Raw genomic sequence first — 18,859 nt, 5'->3', positions numbered from 1 at the left:
CATGTCACTTAATGAATTATGGTTTCTGCTGATTGCAGTGCTGTTTGTCGGGTTCTTCTTCCTTGAAGGCTTTGACTTCGGTGTAGGGATGGAGACGCAGATTCTGGCCAAGAATGATACAGAGCGCCGGGTACTGATTAATTCCATCGGGCCGTTCTGGGATGCGAATGAGGTATGGCTGATTACGGGAGCGGGCGCGATGTTTGCCGCCTTCCCGCATTGGTATGCGACGCTGTTCAGCGGATTCTATATCCCGTTCGTGTTCGCTCTGCTGGCGCTGATTGCCCGAGGTGTTGCCTTTGAATTCAGAGGTAAACGCGATTCGAAGACGTGGCAGAAAACCTGGGATGTCTGCATCTTCTTCGGCAGCTTCCTGCCGCCGTTCCTGCTGGCTGTGGTGTTTGCCAGCTTCATCAAAGGCTTGCCGATTGACGGGGATATGCAGATGTATGCCGGTTTCTTCGATATCGTAAATGCCTATACAGTTGTAGCGGGAATTACAGTAGTCCTGCTGTGTCTGGTACATGGACTGATGTTCACTACGCTCCGCACCCTGGGAGACTTGCAGGAGCGGGCCCGTAAGCTGGCCCAGAAACTGCTGATTCCTCTGGCAGTGCTGCTGGTGGCCTTCGTTATAATGACGTACAACATGACAGATATCTTCGACAAACGCGGAACCCTGTTATGGATTGTAGTTGCTCTAGGCGTAGTTGCGTATCTGCTCTCCGGATACTTTATGACCAAGAAGAAGGATGGTTATGCCTTCGGAATGACCGGGGCAGTAATGGCGCTGTCGGTAGCTTCGATCTTCATCGGACTGTTCCCGCGGGTGATGATCAGCTCGCTGGATCAGGCGTTCAACCTGACGATTACGAATGCGGCTTCCGGCCACTATTCACTGAAGGTAATGACGATCGTGGCGCTGACCTTGCTGCCATTCGTGCTTGGTTATCAGATCTGGAGTTATTTCATCTTCCACAAACGGGTTCACGAGAAGGAGCATCTTGAATACTAATGGATAAAAATTTGCTTGGGTACAAAGGAGTAAAGCCTGTCTTTCTGATTGTCGGCTTCCTTACCCTGGTGCAAAGCCTGTCCATTCTTCTGCTGGCGAAATCGCTGGCCGAAGTTGTCTCTGCGCTGTTTGCGGGAGAACCGCTGAAGGAACAAGGGGCTAAATCGCTCTTGTTCCTTCTTGCGTTTCTCGTGCGCCATGCCTGTGCCATGCTGATGAGCCGCACATCTTACCGCTTCGCGGAAGCTACCGGCAGCAGCATGCGGAGACAAATGATGGACAAGCTGTTCCAGCTGGGACCGAGGCTGGCAGGTGACCGGGGAACCGGGAACGTGGTCACACTTGTGCTTGAAGGAGTAACCAAGTTCCGCACTTACCTGGAACTGATTATTCCGCGGATGGTCGGTATGGCAGTAACACCGGCTCTGCTGCTTGTCTATGTATATACCCAGGATACGTCCAGCGGTGTCATTCTTACCTTAACGATGCCGATCATCATTGTCTTCATGATTCTGATCGGTATGACGGCCCGCAAGCAGATGGACCGTCAGCTGAAGTCCTATCGTACACTTTCCAATCATTTCGTGGATTCGCTGCGCGGGCTGGAAACCCTGAAATTCCTTGGACGCAGCCGCAGCCATAGCGAGAGTATTGCAGCGGTCAGCGACCGCTACCGCTCGGCCACGATGCGTACGCTGCGCGTGGCGTTCCTGTCTTCATTCGCAATGGACTTCTTCACCATGCTGTCGGTGGCATCGGTAGCGGTAAGCCTTGGGCTGCGTCTGGTCAATGAGCAGATGACACTGGTTACGGGGTTAACAATCCTGATTCTGGCCCCGGAATATTTTCTGCCGGTACGGCTGGTGGGCGCGGACTTCCATGCCACACTCGACGGCAAGGAAGCCGGAGAAGCGATGAAGAGCATTATTGACCGCGAGACCGTGCAGGCGAAGCTGCTGGAGCCGGGGGAAGAGGAAGCTATACAAGATGGGAAGGCTCCGGGAGCGTTTTTCACGTGGAACAATAACAGCTCTTTACGGCTTAACGAAGTTAGCGTCAAATATGAAGAAGAAGGTGCATCCTCGCTCGAGGAGGTGCAGCTTGAATTGAACGGAAATGCGAAGATCGGCATTATCGGGGAGAGCGGGGCAGGTAAGTCTACACTCGTGGATATCCTGGGCGGCTTCCTTCATCCGACCTCCGGCAATATCACGATTAACGGGAATGTGGTCAGTGCACTTACGGATGAGGAGTGGCGCAAGCAGACTGCTTATATCCCGCAGCGTCCTTACATCTTCAGCGGCACACTGGCTGACAATGTGCGGTTCTATTATCCGGAAGCTACACAGGAAGCTGTTGCGGCTGCACTGGAGTCTGCCGGATTATCGAAGCTGATATCCTCGCTGCCTGGCGGCTTGGATGAAATGATTGGGGGCGGCGGACGTCCGCTCAGCGGCGGACAAGAGCAGCGTGTGGCACTGGCCCGTGCTCTCTTGAGCAGCCGCCCGGTTATGCTGCTGGATGAGCCGACGGCTCACTTAGACATTGAGACAGAATATGAGCTGAAGGAAACGATGCTGCCGCTGTTCGAAGGCAAGCTGGTATTCCTGGCTACGCACCGCCTGCACTGGATGACCGACATGGATCTGATTGTCGTCATGCAGCAGGGACGGGTAGCTGAAGTAGGCACACACAGCGAGCTGACAGCCCGTAAGGGTGCTTACTATGAGATTATTCAAAGTCAATTGGAGGGAATCCATTGAAACGTGAAGGATGGTTTGCTCCCTATTACTCTGCCTACTTCTGGCGGTTCGTGCTGATCATTGCATTAGGCGCACTGACGATCTTCTCGGCGTCTTCCCTGATGTATACCTCAGGCTTCCTGATCTCGAAGGCATCGATTCCGCCGGAAAATATACTGATGATCTATGTACCAATTGTCGGCGTGCGCACGTTCGGAACCAGCCGGGCCGTCATCCACTATGTGGAGCGGCTAGTAGGACATGATACCATTCTGCGCATTCTCTCGAAGATGCGCATCCGGCTCTACAACATTCTGGAGCCACAGGCTTTGTTCCTGTCCTCGCGCTTTCGGACCGGGGATATTCTCGGCATGCTGGCCGACGATATCGAATATCTGCAGAATGTGTATCTCCGCACGGTCTTTCCGAGCATCATCGCACTCCTGATCTATGCGGTAGCCGTTATTTCGCTCGGCACGTTTGATCTGGCGTTCGCCCTGCTTATGGGCCTGTACATGCTGATCCTGGTGGCCGTATTGCCGCTGATCTCCCTGCTGTTCACCCAGAAGCGTCAGCGTCAGGTGAAGCAGGAGCGCAACCGGCTGTATCAGAAGCTGACCGATGCCGTGCTGGGTCTGGGCGACTGGGTCATCAGCGGACGGCAGAGCCAGTTCGTCGACACCTATGAGGCCGACGAACAGACCGTCGCCCGGACGGACGGTGCGCTGCGGCGCTGGGCGCGGCTGCGCATGTTCATCGGCCAAGCCGTTGTCGGGCTTGGCGTGCTGTCCCTGCTCTACTGGGCAGGCGGACAGTATGCCGATGGAGCGATTGCCGGAACGCTGATTGCCGCGTTCGTGCTCGTCGTCTTTCCGGTAGCGGATGCCTTCCTGCCCGTATCGGAGGCCGTGGAGAAAATTCCGCAATACCAGAATTCAATGGAGCGCTTGAATGGGGTGGAGGCAGCGGAGGGAGCCGTGCCGCTTGCGGCCGAAGCAGCCAAGAATGCAGAAACCAAAGCGAAGGCGGCTGCCGCTGTGCAGGTGATTCAGGCCAGCGGTCAGGCCCATATTGAACTGAAGTCGGCGGGCTACCGCTATGCGGCGGGAGACGACTGGTCAGTGCAGAATATGGTGCTGAACCTGCCGCAGGGCCGGAAGGTTGCCGTGATTGGCCGCAGCGGAGCCGGTAAATCGACGCTGCTCAAGATGGTACAAGGCGTAATCACGCCAACCATCGGCTCAGCCACGATTAACGGAATTGACGCTGCGGCTTACGGTGAGCAGATTCCGCAGCTCATCGCCGTGCTGAACCAGAGCCCGCATCTGTTCGACACCACGGTGGCGAACAATATCCGGCTCGGGGACCCGGGTGCTTCGGAGGCAGCGGTTAAGCAGGCGGCAGCCCTGGCGAAGCTGGATCCATTGATCTCTTCGCTGCCGGAGGGCTATAACACTCCGGTACGCGAAGCAGGGCAGCGCTTCTCCGGCGGAGAGCGCCAGCGGATCGCACTGGCCCGTATTCTGCTGCAGAATACGCCGGTTGTTGTGCTCGATGAGCCAACGGTAGGCCTTGACCCGCGCACGGAGCGCGAGCTGCTGGCCACCATGTTCGAGGCGATGGCGGGCAAGACGCTGATCTGGGTTACCCATCATCTGGTGGGTGCGGAGCAGATGGACGAGGTTATTTTCATGGAGAATGGCCTGGTGGAGATGCGCGGCACCCATGCGGAGCTGATGGAGCGGGAACCGCGTTACCGCAAGCTGTATGAGCTGGACCGGCCGAGTCAACTCAATTCATAAATGTTGCGGACGGCAAATAAATATGGATAGATCAAGAAGCTCTTTCCGCCCGGTTGCCGGGTAGAGAGAGCTTTTTTGATCTTTTTAAAGTAAATCCTCCATTGGGAGGAAGGGTATTCAAACGGAATCTCCGGGATAGCTGTACAATATGCAATTAAAAACAGCGATAAGGTCTACTTGCAGACTATAACTGTAGTTCATACAACTAAATTAGCCCGAATTCGTTAATGCGGTCATTATAAGGCCGCTTAAGTGTACAGAATACAATTAAACGGATGCCGGGGCGGAAAACAGACTTTTTAGTTGTACGAAGTGCAGTTAAAGCGCAACAGATGTAAAGAAAGCGGGATAGCTGTATCTCTGCTGCGCTTCAACAAGCGATTGTCAAAAGTAGAATTCACTGCGATTAATCTGAGGTAGTACCTGCCCGTTATATACCGTACCGCTCCGACACCCAATCCGCGAACATGGCATAGTCTTTCTCTACCTGCCCGGCATAGCCGTAAGCCCATTCTGCGATATAACGGGCAAAGGCATCAGAATCGGGACCCATGGCCTTGGCGATCTCCTGCTCACTGTGATAGTCGAGAATACCCTTGTCGACATCGGCGTCGGCGCGGGCATGCATTTTGGCGGTCAGGCTGCCCATCTGCTGGATAACTGCGGTCAGCTCGTCCATGTCAGCGATATTCTCCAGCTTCAGACTTTTTTTGTACGGGGAACGCTCTCTGACATAGAACTCCCGGCCGTCCATCGTTAAGAAGCCGAGGTAGGGATCCGCCTTGTGGTGCATCGCCTGCTGGGTCGCGGATACACGTTTGCCCTGATGGGCAAAGGATTGCCAGAACGAATCCGAGTAGGGCAGAAAATAGGCGGGAACGGGAACACGGACTTCTTTGACCTCAAGTACCGTATCGTCGGTTCCGGCCTGCTCCATGCCGCCTTCAATGAGAATATAATAGCGGTCCAGTCCGATGGAAGCCGTTCCCGAGCCGCGTTTGACCGCGATGTCCTTGATCCGGAAATGCTCCTCGTTCAGGCTGCGCGTAACCACTGTCTGTGTATAGAAGCTCCAGGCCAGCTCCAGCTGTGCCTGCTCGGCAGCTCCGGGAATCAGCAGCTCCGAGGTCTCGAGGAATACCCGGCTAGTCTGCATCTGGGCAGTGACCTTCTCCAGGAAATGACTCTGCCGGCGTTTCTCCAGCTTGCGGAGCAGCTTCTTGACGGGGCCTTTGGCCGTATCCTCATCCAGGACGAAATTTCCGGGATTGTCTTTACCATCACAAAAGCGGTGAATTTGACGGTAATACGCCTCCGCATAACTCCGGCTCAGCTTAAGCTGTTCTGTCTGACCCAGCCCGAGCTGCCTGCCGGCAAGCGCAATACTGACCGCCATCCGCAGCAGATCGTACAGATAAGAGCCGACATACCCCTCGTCAAAATCATTCACATCATACACAATCTCCCCGTCTTCACTGCGGAAAGCGCCGAAGTTCTCGAAATGCAGGTCCCCTTGAATCCATGTAGGGCGCCCGGGTGAGCTGTGGTAAGGGAAGTACTGCCTTGTCGTGTCAAAATAAAACAGATAGGCGCTGCCCCGGTAGAAGGAAAAGGCATTTTGCGCCATTTTGGTATATTTCTCCGTTCTCCGGTCAGGAGATAGGGCCATGATGCTGCCGTCGAACTCGTCAAAAATAGAAACCAGCAAATCCTTGCGCAGCTTTGAACGTGTACGTATGACTCCTTCGGTAATAGACTGGTTAACCATGCGGTGCTCCTTTCCGGAAATCGGTTATGGCTTGGTATAGTTGATTATAACTAATATTTCCATGGACTTCTAATTTGGCAGGCGTGATATACTGAAATGGATTTTGCAGCAAGGATTATGGCGGGACGGGGTGGAAGCATGTGAGGATGAATTGTTCCTGCGACTATAGATAAGGGGATGTTAGAAGATGCAATTAACATGGGATCTGGACCGAATCTATCCCTCCTTCCAGTCGGAGCAATTTCAGCAGGACCGCAGGCTGGTGGAGACACTTGCCGGGGAGCTGAATACATGGTCAGCCTCGCAGATGAATAGTGCTCAGGATGCTGCTAGTGTGATGGGAGAGTTCCTTAGACAATATAATGCTTATCAACATATATATCTTCGCTTGTTCAGCTACGCGGAATTAAGATTCAGCGCAGACAGCAGTAATACGGAAGCCGTTAATCTGATGGATGAGCTGGAGGAGGTTACTTACGGTGCGGGTGAAGCTTTAGTCAGCTTCAGTAAATGGCTGGCGAAGGTAAGCGCAGAGGAACTGGAGCGGAGTATCGGGTCGAGCGCTTATCTGGAGCAGCACGGCTTCTACTTGCGCAGGCTGCAGGGCCAATCGCAGCATTTACTCAGCGAGGAAGGCGAAGCAGTGATTGCCCGGATGCAGGCGACGGGGTCCAGGGCTTGGGAGCGGCTGTACATGCAGACGTTGTCTACCTTGCGGGTCGATGCAGAGCTGGACGGGATGAGCCGGAGTGTGTCGCTTGCCGAGCTGCGCAATCTCGCCTATGATCCCGATCCTGCGGTACGCCGGGCGGCGGCAGAAGCGGAGCATGAGGCCTGCCGCAGTGTAGCTGAGCAGAGTGCAGCCTGCATTAATGCCGTAACCGGGGAGGCTGCGGCCGTCTATGAGCTGAGAGGATATGCTTCACCACTGCATAAAGTGCTGGAAGCATCGCGGATGGATCAGGAGACACTTCAGGTGATGCTTCAGGCCATCGAAGAGAGCCTGCCGGACTTTCAGCGCTATTATGCCAAAAAGGCGGAATTGCTGGGGCATGCGGGAGGGCTGCCGTTTTGTGATGTTTTTGCGCCTGTCGGGACGGCGGAAGCTGCTGCGGAACGCATCACTTATGCTGAGGCCCAGGCGATGATTATTGCCGGCTTCAGCAGGTTCAGCCCGGAGCTTGGCGCGTTCGCCCGTAAGGTGTTTGAGCAGCGCTGGATCGATGCCGAGCCGCGGAGCGGTAAAGGCAACTTCGGGATGTGCGTTGATATTTTCCCGGTTGGGGAGAGCCGGATCATTACCAGCTTCAATGGCAATTATATAGATGTGAGCGTGCTGGCCCACGAGATCGGTCATGCGTACCACAGCAGCCGCTTAGCTGGGGAAACGATGGTTAACACGGAATATCCGGTTCCGATTGCCGAGACGGCGTCGATTTTTTGTGAGAGTCTGATTCATGTGGAGCTGCTTCAGTCTCTGCCTGCGGGTGAAGCGGCTGCCATACTGGAGCGGAGTCTCTCGGATGCCGGGTATTATATCGTTGATTTCTATGCCCGGTATGGCTTCGAGAGCGGGTTATATGCCCGCAGGAAGTCCGGTGCTCTGTCTGTGGAGGAGCTGAACTCGCTGATGCTGGAATCCATGTATGCGGCTTACGGTGAAAGTGTGCTGCCGGACTCGATTCATCCTTACCAGTGGATCAGCAAAGCCGGGTATTATATGGCGGGTAATGAGTTCTTGAACTTCCCGTATTCCTTCGGATTATTATTTTCCAAAGGCCTGTATGCGCAGTACAAGAAGCGGGGCGGAGCCTTCGTAGAGCGCTATGAGCAGTTCCTCTCAGCCAGCAGTACCCGGAGTATTGCGGATGCCGCAAAGCTGATGGATATCGATGTACATTCACTGGCATTCTGGCAGGATGCGCTCGGGCTGATTGCCGGAGATATTGATAAGTTTACAGGGCGGGAATAAGGCGGGGATTTTGCGCTGCGGAAGGTTCCTTTTTGCCGGGAAATGTGGTAGAACAGTAGTAGAAGTATACACCGAAGCGGCACAGAAAGGGATGCTTGATTGAATGTATGTAGTGTGTAAGGAACACGTAGAGCTGGCCATCGACAAATTTGTGGACGAATACGAGGATGCACCCGATGTAGTGGATCTGAAGGAGACGGAGTTCTCGGACTGGGACCCGCCGGCGAAATGTGCGGAATGCGAGCAGAATGCGGAATATCTGGTGGTCTGAGGACTGCTGTAATTAAAAACACCCTGTAGCCGTGAAGGCTGCGGGGTGTTTGGGCTTTCCGGCATAAACATTACTTAATGTTAGGCGTCTGCTGCTTCCGCCATTTCGGCCAGCGAGCTGCTCTGGCTGCTGCGCCCATATATAAAGGCTGATACAATCGCGACGATTGCCGCAATGGATAATCCCCAGTAGATGTTGGAGTAAGCCGTCTGGAGCGGTAGACCACGTTGCCATTCCAGGGCGCTTGCGGCCATCGCCACGCTGAAGGCTCCGCTGAAGAACTGCAGCAGCTGGAACAGCCCCATTCCGGAGCCAATCTGCGAAGCAGGCAGAATGCGCGAGATTTCGTTCGATACGCTGCTGGACAGTACGGTGAACGAGAGACTCATAATCATATAGACGAGCATGACAGCAACCCACGACCGCCCGGCGAACAAGGCGAACAGTACGGTCGCGGCCAGTACCAGGAACGGTGCCAGGCGCAGAATTCCGGCATTGCCGTAGCGGTCAATGATCCGCCCCACGGTGCGGGAGACGAAGATCGCCAGCAGCGAGCCGGGGAAGATTACCAGTCCGGCATGGCTGGCGCTGAAGCCGAAGCGGTGAACCAGAATCTGCGGCAGCAGGAACAAGGTGGCGAAGCTGCACAGGTAGGAGGCGACACCAACCAGAGCCAGCACGAGATAGGACCGGTTACGGAACAGCGCCGGCATCACGAATGGATCAGGAGTGGTACGGATGCGGCCGACAAACAAGATAATTGCTACTATTCCGGCGATCAGGGCAACCCACAGTCCGCTGGTCAGGAACAGCAGTAGACCGGTGGTGCCGACACCGAGGAACACTCCGCCCAGGATGTCGAAGGAGCCCCGGGTGGGAACTTCCTTAGGCAGAAGGATCAGGAACAGCGGCACCAGGAGCAGAATAGCTGCCGTGACCGCGAACAGCCAGGTCCAGCCGAGATACTCAACAATGGAACCCCCGGCTACCGGCCCGAGTCCCAGGCCCAGCGAGACGGCCGACATGATCGTTGCCATTGCTTTGCCGCGGCGGGCCTGCGGGACATAACGGGTGAATAGGACGAGCGACAAGGACATGACAGCGCCTGCTCCCGACGCCTGCAGAATGCGCACAATAAGCAGGAAGATAAAGTTGGTGCTGAAGAAGCCGGCCACCGCGGCAAGCCCTAGTGTGAGCAGCCCGATAACCAGCAGCCGGCGGATCGGCAGGAAGTCAGAGAGCCGGCTGTATGTGATTGAGGCAATAGAGAACATGATGGAATACCCGGTAACAATCCAGGAGGCGGATGCTGCTGTGATGCCGAAGGTCTCGGTCACATCAGGCAATGCCAGATTGAACATCGCTGTATTCATAATGACGAGAACAACAGCAACGCTGAATAGCAGAGTCAGCAGTCCTTCGCGTGGAAGAGTTGCCTGCGGAGCAGCGGTTGAATCGTTTGTACTGTCCTCAGATGTATGTATTGAGGTCATTTAAGGGCCACTCCTTTGTTATTGGACTTATTTAAAATAAAAAACTAAACATTTTTATTTTATAGTTCGATTACTTACGAACAATTGAAATATAGCATGGGCTGATGTAAAATGCAATTAGGAAATAAACAAATCATCTGGATTTAAAATATATAAATGAATGACAACTATTTGTATTTCAAAGGAGTCTTTCTTATGAAGCAGCTTCATCATCCGGAACGCAAGGATATTCAGCTCGCCTCTGTGCTGTATGCGCTTAGCGATCCGGTCCGTTTATATGTCGTGTCGGAAATCCGCAAACATGGCGCACAGGCCTGCAACAGCTTCAAGGTGCCGATTGCCAAGTCCACCCTGACCCATCATTCCCGGACACTGCGCGAAGCCGGCATAGTGAATACGCGGGTGCAGGGCACGCAGCGTATTCTGTCACTGCGGACAGAGGATCTGGAGGAGCGGTTCCCTGGGCTTCTGGATTCAATATTGCTGGCGTATGAAAAGACGGAGCCCGGTGAGGGATTCGGGGAGCAGGAGCAAGTGACGGAAGAGCAGGGGTAGCGCGAGCAGTAAGATAGCTGAAAGAGCTAGGAGACAGGAATAGTAAAGGCGGATTCCGGTTTATTTTTACCCGGAAATGTGGTAGAACATAGAGGATAACCTTAAGCAGAAAGGACGTAGCGGATACGTCCTTTTGCTGTTTATATAATGAGATAACGGTGATTGAGCCGAGGAACACTATTATGGAGCCCTCTTGATCGGCGAAGGCAAACTCAGGGGGCTTCTGGAACCTCAGCGAATGGTCAGGTGTATATAGAAGCATAACCCACAGGAGGAAGACATGTTCATTCAGATTATCGGCGTAGGCAAATTGAAGGAAAAGTATTTGGTCAGCGGCATCGCAGAATATGCCAAGCGGCTGACGCCATACCTCAAGTTCCAGATGATTGAGGTGGCGGATGAGAAAGCACCTGACAACCTCAGCGATGCGGAGGTTGTTCAGGTGAAGGTGCGCGAGGGCGAGCGTATCCTCGCGCATATCAAGAGCGAGGCGCATGTTATTGCGCTCGCGATCGACGGCAAGCTCTGGAGCTCGGAAGAGCTTGCCGCCGAGATCGACCGGCTCGGCACCTACGGGACGAGCCATGTCGTCTTCGTCATCGGAGGGAGCCACGGGCTCTCCGATGAGGTGATGCGCCGCGCCCAGCAGCGCATGAGCTTCGGCCGAATGACGCTGCCCCATCAGCTCATGCGGCTGGTGCTGGTGGAGCAGGTTTACCGGGCGGTGAAGATCAATCGGGGGGAACCGTATCATAAGTAGGGGGAAGTTTTTGAAGAGAAACCTGCAGGAGCCTCTATCTACATCATCACTAAAAGGGGCAGGGTATGTCACACTCTGGCAGGAACGATGTGTATTTACCGTTAAAACAAGTAGGACGCCAATATCTATGAAGCCTCTTTAATTCCCTTAATAACAGTAAGAGCGGAACATAAGCTAAACAGCTTCATGCACCGCTCTTATTTTTGTTCACTCGTTCTCTTGCACTTTCTCATACTCTATCTCAATCAGCTTGAAAAAATCAGATGGTTTGATTTTCAGTCCCTTGCAGAGATCAAATATTTTCGTGACGGAAGGCTCATTTCTGCCAACCTCAATCATGGAAATGTAGGATCGGTCGACATTGCATTCATGGGCCAGATCTTCTTGGCTTAAACCTTGTTTGATACGTATAGCTTTAAAGGTTTTTCCGATTATCTGCTTAATGATGTTGGACGGATCGCTCAAGGAAATTAACCCCTTTTAAGTCCATTATCAATCTGATATAATGGTCGTGACAGATAAAGTATTCAACAAAAAGTAAAATATATACATATTTCGACCCTGTTCTGCACTTCCCTGTAGTTTCTCTATGATTCAAATTTGCTCAGCCCAAAACATACCGCACAGATAATGTACCTTCATAAAATAAAAATTATTCTTATAGTCTAAAGGAGGCCCTACCCGTGCGCTCATCCTTTCTAAAATCACTCAACCTTGATGTTATTGTGGAGATGATAGAGATGGCTTGCCGCTTGGAGAAGTGGGACAAAGTCATTGAGACATCGGAGATTTTGTATGAATGTGTGCAGTACTTGTATCAGGAACAGCAGTATCGGAAGGCTAAGTCTTCGCCATTGATAACAATCGGGCTAGAGCATCCACTGGTTTATTATTACGGATTCAGTTATCTGACTCGGGGGATGGCTTATCAAACGAAAGAGAACTATGAGGAAGCACAGGTATACATAGATAAGTATGCCGAGTTGGGATGGTTGGAGGATCTAGGTGAGGACGGGCTGGAAGTTGTAGAGGAATTCAGATTTCTGGCACAAGCAAACGGATATGCACTTGAACTTATGTCTGGACGGGTGGGGGTTCTGACTTCTTATACTGCCTTTCTGCAAGAGAATCCAGAAGAAGTACTGCCCGGATTGGATGTGATTCTGCAGGCTGCGCTGCGGTATGGGCTGGATGTGGACGAGTTGCTGATAATGTTCGCGGAGCATGCGGCTGAATTCTGCACATATGAGGATGAGGGCAATCTAGTACACTTTTATCGCTTCAGTTATCAATTGGCGCTGTACTATAAGCGGGCGGGAAGAATGGTGGAAGCACTGGAGCAGATACTGCAAGCAGTGAGGCTGGCCTATCGGTCGGGGAACGACAGTCATTCTACTAGAAGTCTGGCGCTCTTTGAATCGTTACGCGATTGGGCAACGGTGGAGCAGGTGAACGAGGTTCAGGCGTTAATTAAGGGGTGAATACCGTGATGGATAAGGAAATACTGAAGCTCGTCGGAACCCGGATTCGTGCTCTTCGGAAAGAGCGGGGCTTGTCTCAGGAGGCGCTGGGGGAGAAAGGCGGATTTCATTTTTCATATATAGGGCAGATTGAGCGTGGTGAGAAGAACGTTTCTTTATTGAATTTACATAAGATAGCGGAATCGCTTGAAGTTAATTTAGTTCAGCTGTTTGCGTATCAGAATGAAGAGTTTATGGTTACCTCAGCTGAGAGCGATATTCAGGATATTGTAGGTATGCTTCGTGACGCTAATGATGAGAAGGTACGTGTGGCTAAAAATGTACTCAAGGAATTATTATAAAAAATAATTATGAAGCAAGCTTATCAGAGGGAATGAGGTTGATTAAAAACAAAGCGCAAGCCATTGGTTTGTGCTTTTTGCCGTAGCTTAAGAGTAGTTCTTATTTTATGATTAATGGTGCTGAGTTTCAGCGGTTAAAGAAGTAGGAGGTAAGGATAATTTATGACTGAATTACTAGCTCCAGCAGGCAATATGGAGGCTTTAAAAGCTGCAATATCTAATGGTTGTGATGCCATATACTTAGGAATGCAAAAATTTGGTGCACGCGCATACTCATCTAATTTTGATCTAGAATCGTTAAAAGAGGCTGTTACGTATGCGCACCTGAGGAACGTTAAAATCTATGTTGCCATGAATACCATCGTTTTTGAAAACGAAGTGGAAGAGATGAAAGAGCAGATACACGAATTAAATGAAATCGGTGTTGATGGCATTATCGTCCAGGACCTGACTGCTTTCGATTATATCGTTAAAAACTTTGTTGATATGGAAGCACATTGTTCAACTCAAATGGGAATCGACGATCTAGACGGAACTTTATTATTTAAAGAACTTGGTGCGAAAAGAGTTGTTCTGTCCCGTGAGGTCAAGGTTGAAAAAGTAAAAGAGATCAAAAGAATAGCTGAAATCCCTTTAGAAATTTTCGTTCACGGTGCTTTATGTGTATCTTATTCGGGGAATTGTCTAATGTCAGGATTGCTCGGCAATCGGTGCGCAAATCGCGGAAGATGTGTGGGTTCATGCCGTAAGGAGTATGAACTAATCGATAAGACAACAGATACATCTTTAGGGAAAAGCTATATTCTATCTACTAAGGACTTGAACACCATCGATTATATCCATGATTTAAAAGAAATCGATTCTTTAAAAATAGAAGGCCGAATGAAGGCGCCTACGTATGTTGCTAATGTTGTATCCAAATATCGCAAGGCCTTAGATCATAAAATAACCGAAGAAGACAAAGAAAATCTGAAAAAAACATTCAATAGAACATTTACTAAAGGGTATTTGTTTCACGAAGACAGGAGAAATATTACAAACATCTTAAAACCTAATAACTTTGGTTATGAAATTGGAACAATCAGCGGGATTGTTAAAGACATGTATGAAATAACACTTACACGTCCTTTAAATCAGAACGATACCATTCGAATCAGTCACAACAATGAAGATATTAATCTAACGGTTGCCAAACTGTACGATAAAGAGGGCGAATTAATCAACAAAGCAGAGGATGTCTGCTATATCAGAATCAAAGAAAAGATGTCTAAGGGAGATTTAGTATATAAAACGAAGGATTATTTCTATAACAAAGAATTAGAAGCATCACTGGAAAAAGAATTTAAGCGGTTTAACCTCAATATTAGAGTATATGCATGTCCAGATTCAAAGCTTGTCATAGATGCGGAAGGCTTAGGCTTTAATTATTCCTATGAAAGCGAGGAAATACTGGGCGAAGCCATTAATAATCCAACAACAAAAGACCAGGTAACCAAGCAATTCTCAAGATTAAATGATACGATATTCGAACTTCATCATGTCGATTATGAGGAATGCAATGCATTTATTCCAGCTAAACTGTTAAATGCAGCAAGAAGAGATATTGTACTGGGCTTGTATGACTTAAAGCTTAACAGCCAGCAGAAAAGAACCAAGGCTTTGGAGGCAAAAGAAAAAATAAGCTTTGCCCCTGGAAAACCATACCTTACGGCCTCTGTAACGACTAAGGAGCAGTACGATGCTTGCGTGAGCTGTGGAATTAAGGAAATCTATTACGAAAATGTGGTTAGAAGAAATCAGAATGATTATAAGGAACAAGAAGGACAGCTACTAATTGGAGGATATGGGGGGATTAATCACTATAGAGAAACAAACCCGTTTGTTACGGACTATTCTCTAAATGTTATTAATGCGACTAGCTGCTATGAATTATATAAATTAGGTGCAAAACGAGTCACTTTATCTTATGAATTGAATAAGAGCCAAATTGAAGATTTAATGAATGCCTATGTTAAAGAAAATGACGGCTATCCTGCACTGGAAATGATTGTATATGGCAGGGCTCCTTTGATGTTTACGAAATATTGTCCGATGAAAAAAATGAATCAATGCAGAATTTGCAAAACGAAGAGCTATGAGTTAAAAGATGAGCACGGAACGTTCCCTATCATTTCCCATAATGATTGTACAACGACTCTCCTTAATGGGAAGACGCTTAATCTGTTGGATGAGCTACCAAACATCAAAGGAATCGAGGCGCTCAGATTAAACTTCACAGTTGAATCCAAAGAGCAGGTTGTGAAAGTCATTAATATGGCGTCAGGCAAATTAAATGGCTCAATGAATAATGCTGTCTTTAATCAGGAAACAGACACAAGAGGACATTTTAATAAAGAGATTGTGTAGGTAGCCAAGGGATGGTTCTGGCTATATGATGGCGGGACGAGTGCAGAGTGAATAGCGAATGGGTTAAGGTATGAAGGAATAGTGAGGCCTTCAATTTCGTTCTATATAGGTGTGGAGAAGGTTGGTTTAATTTAATTTTGTATAACAGAGTTGACTTGATGTATAGTTTGGTATACATTGTGTTTAGTACACTTTACTAAAGGCGGTGTCATACATGACTTATCAAGAAAAGAAGAGCATCGTATCGCTAATCAGCACCATACTCATTTTTACAGTGTATTTGCTGTACAGATACCCACAGTATCCCAATGAGGTGTTGGATTCAAAAGTAACCTTCCATTACTGGGGATCCTTCATTCTTGTATTGACCTTGGTTTCCATCGCGGCACATATCGTGATCAGCATTGTTTTTAACATCATCTTCCGTATGACTACGGGTGAAAAGGAACCTACATTCGCGGACGAACTGGATAAGCGCATCGACTTGTTGGCCTTTCGAAATTCATTTGCTATGTTTGTCAGTGGCTTCCTTCTGGCTATGGGCTCATTGGTTACAGACCAGCCTTTGAGGGTGATGTTCATCGTCCTAATCGTCGCTGGATTTCTTTCAGACGTAACCGGTTCAATATCGAGACTGTATTACTACAGGAGAGGAGTCTAAGATGGGTAAAGTTCCTGTTGGCAATTACATCAGAAAATTACGATTCAATCTTAATGAAATGACCCAGCAGCAGCTGGCCGACAAGGTAGGTGTAACCAGACAAACGATCGTAGCTCTTGAAAAAGGAAATTACTCTCCTTCACTGGAGTTGGCCTTTCGTATTGCTCACGCCTTTAACCTGCCGCTTGAAGAGGTATTCTTTTACGGGGAAAACTCACAGGAGCCATGAGGGAAATAGATAGGGGGTAAAGGATGAGAGCAATGGTATATGCCAAATACGGAACGCCTGATGTGCTTCATCTGAAGGAGCTAGAGAAACCTACACCGAAGGATAATGAAGTCCTTGTCAGAATATATGCGGCAACGGTAACAGCGGGGGACTGGCGTATGCGAAAGGCCGACCCATTCCTTGCAAGATTGTACAATGGTCTCTTAAGGCCTAAAAAAATAACGATATTGGGGTTTGAGTTAGCTGGGGAAGTTGAAGCCGCAGGCAAAGATGTAACACGATTTAAGAACGGTGATCCAATATTTGCGTCTTGTGGTTTTGGCTTCGGTGCATATGCCGAGTACAAATGTCTGCCTGAAGATGGATTGGTGGTCATGAAACCGGTCAATGTGAGCTATGAGGAGGCTGCCGCTGTTCCCATCGGGGGGATAACCGCGTTGAACTTTCTAAGGAAGGGGAATATCGCGAGCGGAATGAAGGTTCTTATTTATGGAGCCTCTGGAAGTGTGGGGACTTATGCGGTGCAGCTTGCCAAATATTACGGGGCAGATGTAACAGGGGTATGCAGTACTGCTAATCTTGAGATGGTAAGATCTATAGGAGCCGACCGGGTCATAGATTATACGAAACAGGATTTCATGGCGCTTGAAGAAAGCTATGATTTAATCTTTGATGCCGTTGGGAGAACGATATCGAAAATCAAAAAATCGACATTCAAAAAAGCACTGCGAACGAACGGGAAATATGTGAGTGTGGATATGTCACACAAGCCTCGCGTTGAAGATCTTATCTTCCTCCAAGAGCAACTTGAGGCCGGTACCCTTAAGCCAGTTATCGATAGATGCTATTCGCTGGAACAAATTCCGGATGCCCATCGTTATGTCGAACAAAAACATAAGAAGGGGAATGTCGTTATTACTGTAAGTGAAACTTGCCGTTAGTGAAAGTGCGGTTACGCTTATCATAAGTAGGGGCAAGATTCTGTTGCACAGCATACTGTTTCGAGGGGGCAGCAATGAATAAAACAGACCGTTTATCGGGATATTCAGGCGATCAGCGAAGCAGGTGTACCGATTATAGGCACTACAGGTACCAGCCTATTCCTTATTGGAGGGATATTTACTGCCGCCGATCAGCTTCACTATAGAGGAAGCCGTGACCTTACTCATAGGGACGGATTTTATCGAGCTTCGCTGCAATGGGTGCTCGGCTGGGGAGCGGGTGTAATCGTATTGGAGCCTAAATCATTCCGGAATAAGATTCGTGAGGAAGCCCTAAAAATTTCAGAACGCTACTGACATAACGCTGTCAGTAGCGTTGTTTTATTATCAGGTATGTAAACATAAAGGAGTATAGGAAGGAGGGTGTTTTGTGAATTTTGCTTCTGTACGCATCATTACCGACGATGTTAATCGTCTCGCCGAGTTCTATGAAAAAGTCCTGGGTGTTTCGGCGGTGCACCCCGCGCCTGTTTTTGCCGAACTCGTTATGCCGGCATGTACCCTGGCAATCGGCCACTCCCAAACGGCGCAGCTATTCGGCACTGGTTCCGTAGTGGCAGCGAGCAATCACACTGTCATCATCGAGTTCCGCGTCGACGATGTCGAAGCCGAATACGCACGCTTGAAGCCAATTGTCCATGATTGGGTAAAAGAACCGACCACGATGCCATGGGGAAACCGTTCTATGCTGTTCCGTGATCCCGACGGCAACCTGGTAAACCTCTTCGAGCCGGTGACCGAGGAAGCGATTAAACGGTTTAGTGGCAGGCATTGATTAACTGATCCTCATGAGGGTCATGTCGAGTAACTGGCACAGGGTGTCTGATTTTCTACATCAGACACCCTGCAGTGTTCACGCAGGATTACGCCGCTATTATCTAGTATTTACTATGTCTTCTTTCGTAAGTTCCTGGTATAGGGTAAGTTTCTCTTCGGCGAGAGAAATCATGTAATCAATTTCTTGCCGCCTGGATTCCAGTCCCATCAGATGTTTCTCAAGGATTTCAATCCGCTTTTTTAAGGTAGGATTATAATTAGAGGGATTCTCCCCTTGTTGAATTTTATCCATTACACAGCCCTCACGAGTAAACTCCGTAATCTCCTCAAGCGATAAGCCCAATTTTTTTAGTTTATTTAGACATTGAATGTAGGATACCTCGCTTTCTTTGTAGACACGTGCCCCTCCACTACTACGCTTGGGTTCATGTAGTACCCCGATTTTTTCATAATAACGAATCGTATAAGGAGTTAATCCCGTTTGTACTGACACCTGACTTATCGTAAGCATCCGATTTCTTTCCCTCCTTTTTAATGCTGGTATTGAAAAATATTATACCCTGAAAACTCTCTTGACTTCTAGTT

19 protein-coding genes and 1 pseudogene are annotated in these 18,859 nt (G+C 49.5%); 16 read left to right on the top strand and 4 right to left on the bottom strand.

Annotated elements, in window-relative coordinates:
* Position 1: 1 nt before the first annotated feature.
* The 3 genes from cydB to cydC are packed head-to-tail and all read left to right on the top strand — an operon-like array spanning position 2 to position 4,559.
* Positions 2–1,015 carry a cytochrome d ubiquinol oxidase subunit II gene (gene cydB, locus P40081_RS35830; protein ID WP_039295886.1) on the top strand — a complete coding sequence of 338 codons (1,014 nt, stop codon included), beginning with the start codon at positions 2–4 and terminating at the stop codon, positions 1,013–1,015.
* On the top strand, positions 1,015–2,778 hold the full coding sequence (gene cydD, locus P40081_RS35825) for a thiol reductant ABC exporter subunit CydD (protein WP_042140581.1): 1,764 nt from the start codon (positions 1,015–1,017) through the stop codon (positions 2,776–2,778). Before cydB ends, cydD begins: the two co-directional genes overlap by 1 nt.
* Positions 2,775–4,559: a thiol reductant ABC exporter subunit CydC gene (cydC, locus tag P40081_RS35820; RefSeq protein ID WP_042140580.1), complete on the top strand. Its 1,785-nt coding sequence runs from the start codon at positions 2,775–2,777 to the stop codon at positions 4,557–4,559. Before cydD ends, cydC begins: the two co-directional genes overlap by 4 nt.
* A 430-nt stretch (positions 4,560–4,989) precedes the next feature.
* On the opposite strand, the gene P40081_RS35815 is transcribed toward cydC, so the two are convergent.
* Positions 4,990–6,327 (bottom strand): DUF2252 domain-containing protein, encoded by a 1,338-nt coding sequence (locus P40081_RS35815; RefSeq protein ID WP_042140579.1) that lies wholly within the window; start codon positions 6,325–6,327, stop codon positions 4,990–4,992.
* A 187-nt stretch (positions 6,328–6,514) separates the two neighbouring features.
* Here P40081_RS35815 and P40081_RS35810 point away from each other — a divergent pair, with 187 nt between their 5' ends.
* Both P40081_RS35810 and P40081_RS37135 read left to right on the top strand, forming a co-directional pair.
* Positions 6,515–8,299 carry a M3 family oligoendopeptidase gene (locus tag P40081_RS35810; protein WP_042140578.1) on the top strand — a complete coding sequence of 595 codons (1,785 nt, stop codon included), beginning with the start codon at positions 6,515–6,517 and terminating at the stop codon, positions 8,297–8,299.
* Between the two features lie 103 nt (positions 8,300–8,402).
* The gene (locus P40081_RS37135; RefSeq protein WP_063776434.1) at positions 8,403–8,570 is read left to right on the top strand and encodes a CxxH/CxxC protein; all 168 of its coding nucleotides are present in this window, start codon (positions 8,403–8,405) and stop codon (positions 8,568–8,570) included.
* Positions 8,571–8,650: 80 nt separating this feature from the next.
* Here P40081_RS37135 and P40081_RS35805 read toward each other — a convergent pair whose 3' ends face one another.
* Complete coding sequence (locus tag P40081_RS35805) at positions 8,651–10,063, bottom strand: MFS transporter (RefSeq protein ID WP_042140577.1); 1,413 nt, start codon at positions 10,061–10,063, stop codon at positions 8,651–8,653.
* 195 nt (positions 10,064–10,258) lie between these two features.
* Between P40081_RS35805 and P40081_RS35800 the strand changes: the two genes are divergently transcribed.
* Together P40081_RS35800 and rlmH are read left to right on the top strand one after the other, a co-directional pair.
* Positions 10,259–10,618 carry an ArsR/SmtB family transcription factor gene (locus P40081_RS35800; RefSeq protein ID WP_042140576.1) on the top strand — a complete coding sequence of 120 codons (360 nt, stop codon included), beginning with the start codon at positions 10,259–10,261 and terminating at the stop codon, positions 10,616–10,618.
* Between the two features lie 280 nt (positions 10,619–10,898).
* On the top strand, positions 10,899–11,378 hold the full coding sequence (rlmH, locus tag P40081_RS35795; RefSeq protein WP_039295905.1) for a 23S rRNA (pseudouridine(1915)-N(3))-methyltransferase RlmH: 480 nt from the start codon (positions 10,899–10,901) through the stop codon (positions 11,376–11,378).
* Between the two features lie 207 nt (positions 11,379–11,585).
* Here rlmH and P40081_RS35790 read toward each other — a convergent pair whose 3' ends face one another.
* Positions 11,586–11,843 carry a helix-turn-helix domain-containing protein gene (locus P40081_RS35790; protein ID WP_231575258.1) on the bottom strand — a complete coding sequence of 86 codons (258 nt, stop codon included), beginning with the start codon at positions 11,841–11,843 and terminating at the stop codon, positions 11,586–11,588.
* 218 nt (positions 11,844–12,061) lie between these two features.
* Here P40081_RS35790 and P40081_RS35785 point away from each other — a divergent pair, with 218 nt between their 5' ends.
* The 9 genes and pseudogenes from P40081_RS35785 to P40081_RS35755 all read left to right on the top strand — a co-directional run bounded on the left by P40081_RS35785 (position 12,062) and on the right by P40081_RS35755 (position 18,272).
* On the top strand, positions 12,062–12,859 hold the full coding sequence (locus tag P40081_RS35785) for a hypothetical protein (RefSeq protein WP_042140575.1): 798 nt from the start codon (positions 12,062–12,064) through the stop codon (positions 12,857–12,859).
* Positions 12,860–12,864: 5 nt separating this feature from the next.
* The gene (locus P40081_RS35780; RefSeq protein WP_042140574.1) at positions 12,865–13,200 is read left to right on the top strand and encodes a helix-turn-helix domain-containing protein; all 336 of its coding nucleotides are present in this window, start codon (positions 12,865–12,867) and stop codon (positions 13,198–13,200) included.
* Positions 13,201–13,362: 162 nt separating this feature from the next.
* Positions 13,363–15,606: a U32 family peptidase gene (locus tag P40081_RS35775; RefSeq protein WP_042140573.1), complete on the top strand. Its 2,244-nt coding sequence runs from the start codon at positions 13,363–13,365 to the stop codon at positions 15,604–15,606.
* A 214-nt stretch (positions 15,607–15,820) separates the two neighbouring features.
* Positions 15,821–16,267: a hypothetical protein gene (locus tag P40081_RS35770; protein WP_042140572.1), complete on the top strand. Its 447-nt coding sequence runs from the start codon at positions 15,821–15,823 to the stop codon at positions 16,265–16,267.
* Between the two features lies 1 nt (position 16,268).
* The gene (locus P40081_RS35765; RefSeq protein WP_042140571.1) at positions 16,269–16,496 is read left to right on the top strand and encodes a helix-turn-helix transcriptional regulator; all 228 of its coding nucleotides are present in this window, start codon (positions 16,269–16,271) and stop codon (positions 16,494–16,496) included.
* A 23-nt stretch (positions 16,497–16,519) separates the two neighbouring features.
* Complete coding sequence (locus P40081_RS35760) at positions 16,520–17,437, top strand: NAD(P)-dependent alcohol dehydrogenase (RefSeq protein WP_042140570.1); 918 nt, start codon at positions 16,520–16,522, stop codon at positions 17,435–17,437.
* An 84-nt stretch (positions 17,438–17,521) separates the two neighbouring features.
* Positions 17,522–17,684: pseudogene (locus tag P40081_RS38100) on the top strand (helix-turn-helix transcriptional regulator); the annotation flags it as partial.
* A gap of 14 nt (positions 17,685–17,698) precedes the next feature.
* The gene (locus P40081_RS40215; RefSeq protein ID WP_442950240.1) at positions 17,699–17,794 is read left to right on the top strand and encodes a WCX domain-containing protein; all 96 of its coding nucleotides are present in this window, start codon (positions 17,699–17,701) and stop codon (positions 17,792–17,794) included.
* Between the two features lie 73 nt (positions 17,795–17,867).
* Complete coding sequence (locus tag P40081_RS35755; RefSeq protein ID WP_042140569.1) at positions 17,868–18,272, top strand: VOC family protein; 405 nt, start codon at positions 17,868–17,870, stop codon at positions 18,270–18,272.
* A gap of 99 nt (positions 18,273–18,371) precedes the next feature.
* Here P40081_RS35755 and P40081_RS35750 read toward each other — a convergent pair whose 3' ends face one another.
* Positions 18,372–18,785, bottom strand: a complete 414-nt coding sequence (locus P40081_RS35750) for a MerR family transcriptional regulator (protein WP_042140568.1) — start codon at positions 18,783–18,785, stop codon at positions 18,372–18,374.
* Positions 18,786–18,859 lie beyond the last annotated feature (74 nt).

The sequence above is a fragment of the Paenibacillus sp. FSL P4-0081 genome (assembly GCF_000758565.1).
Taxonomy (GTDB): domain Bacteria; phylum Bacillota; class Bacilli; order Paenibacillales; family Paenibacillaceae; genus Paenibacillus_AQ; species Paenibacillus_AQ phytohabitans.
Note: the sequence above shows the minus strand (reverse complement) of the source record. Positions and strands in the feature narration are given on the sequence as shown.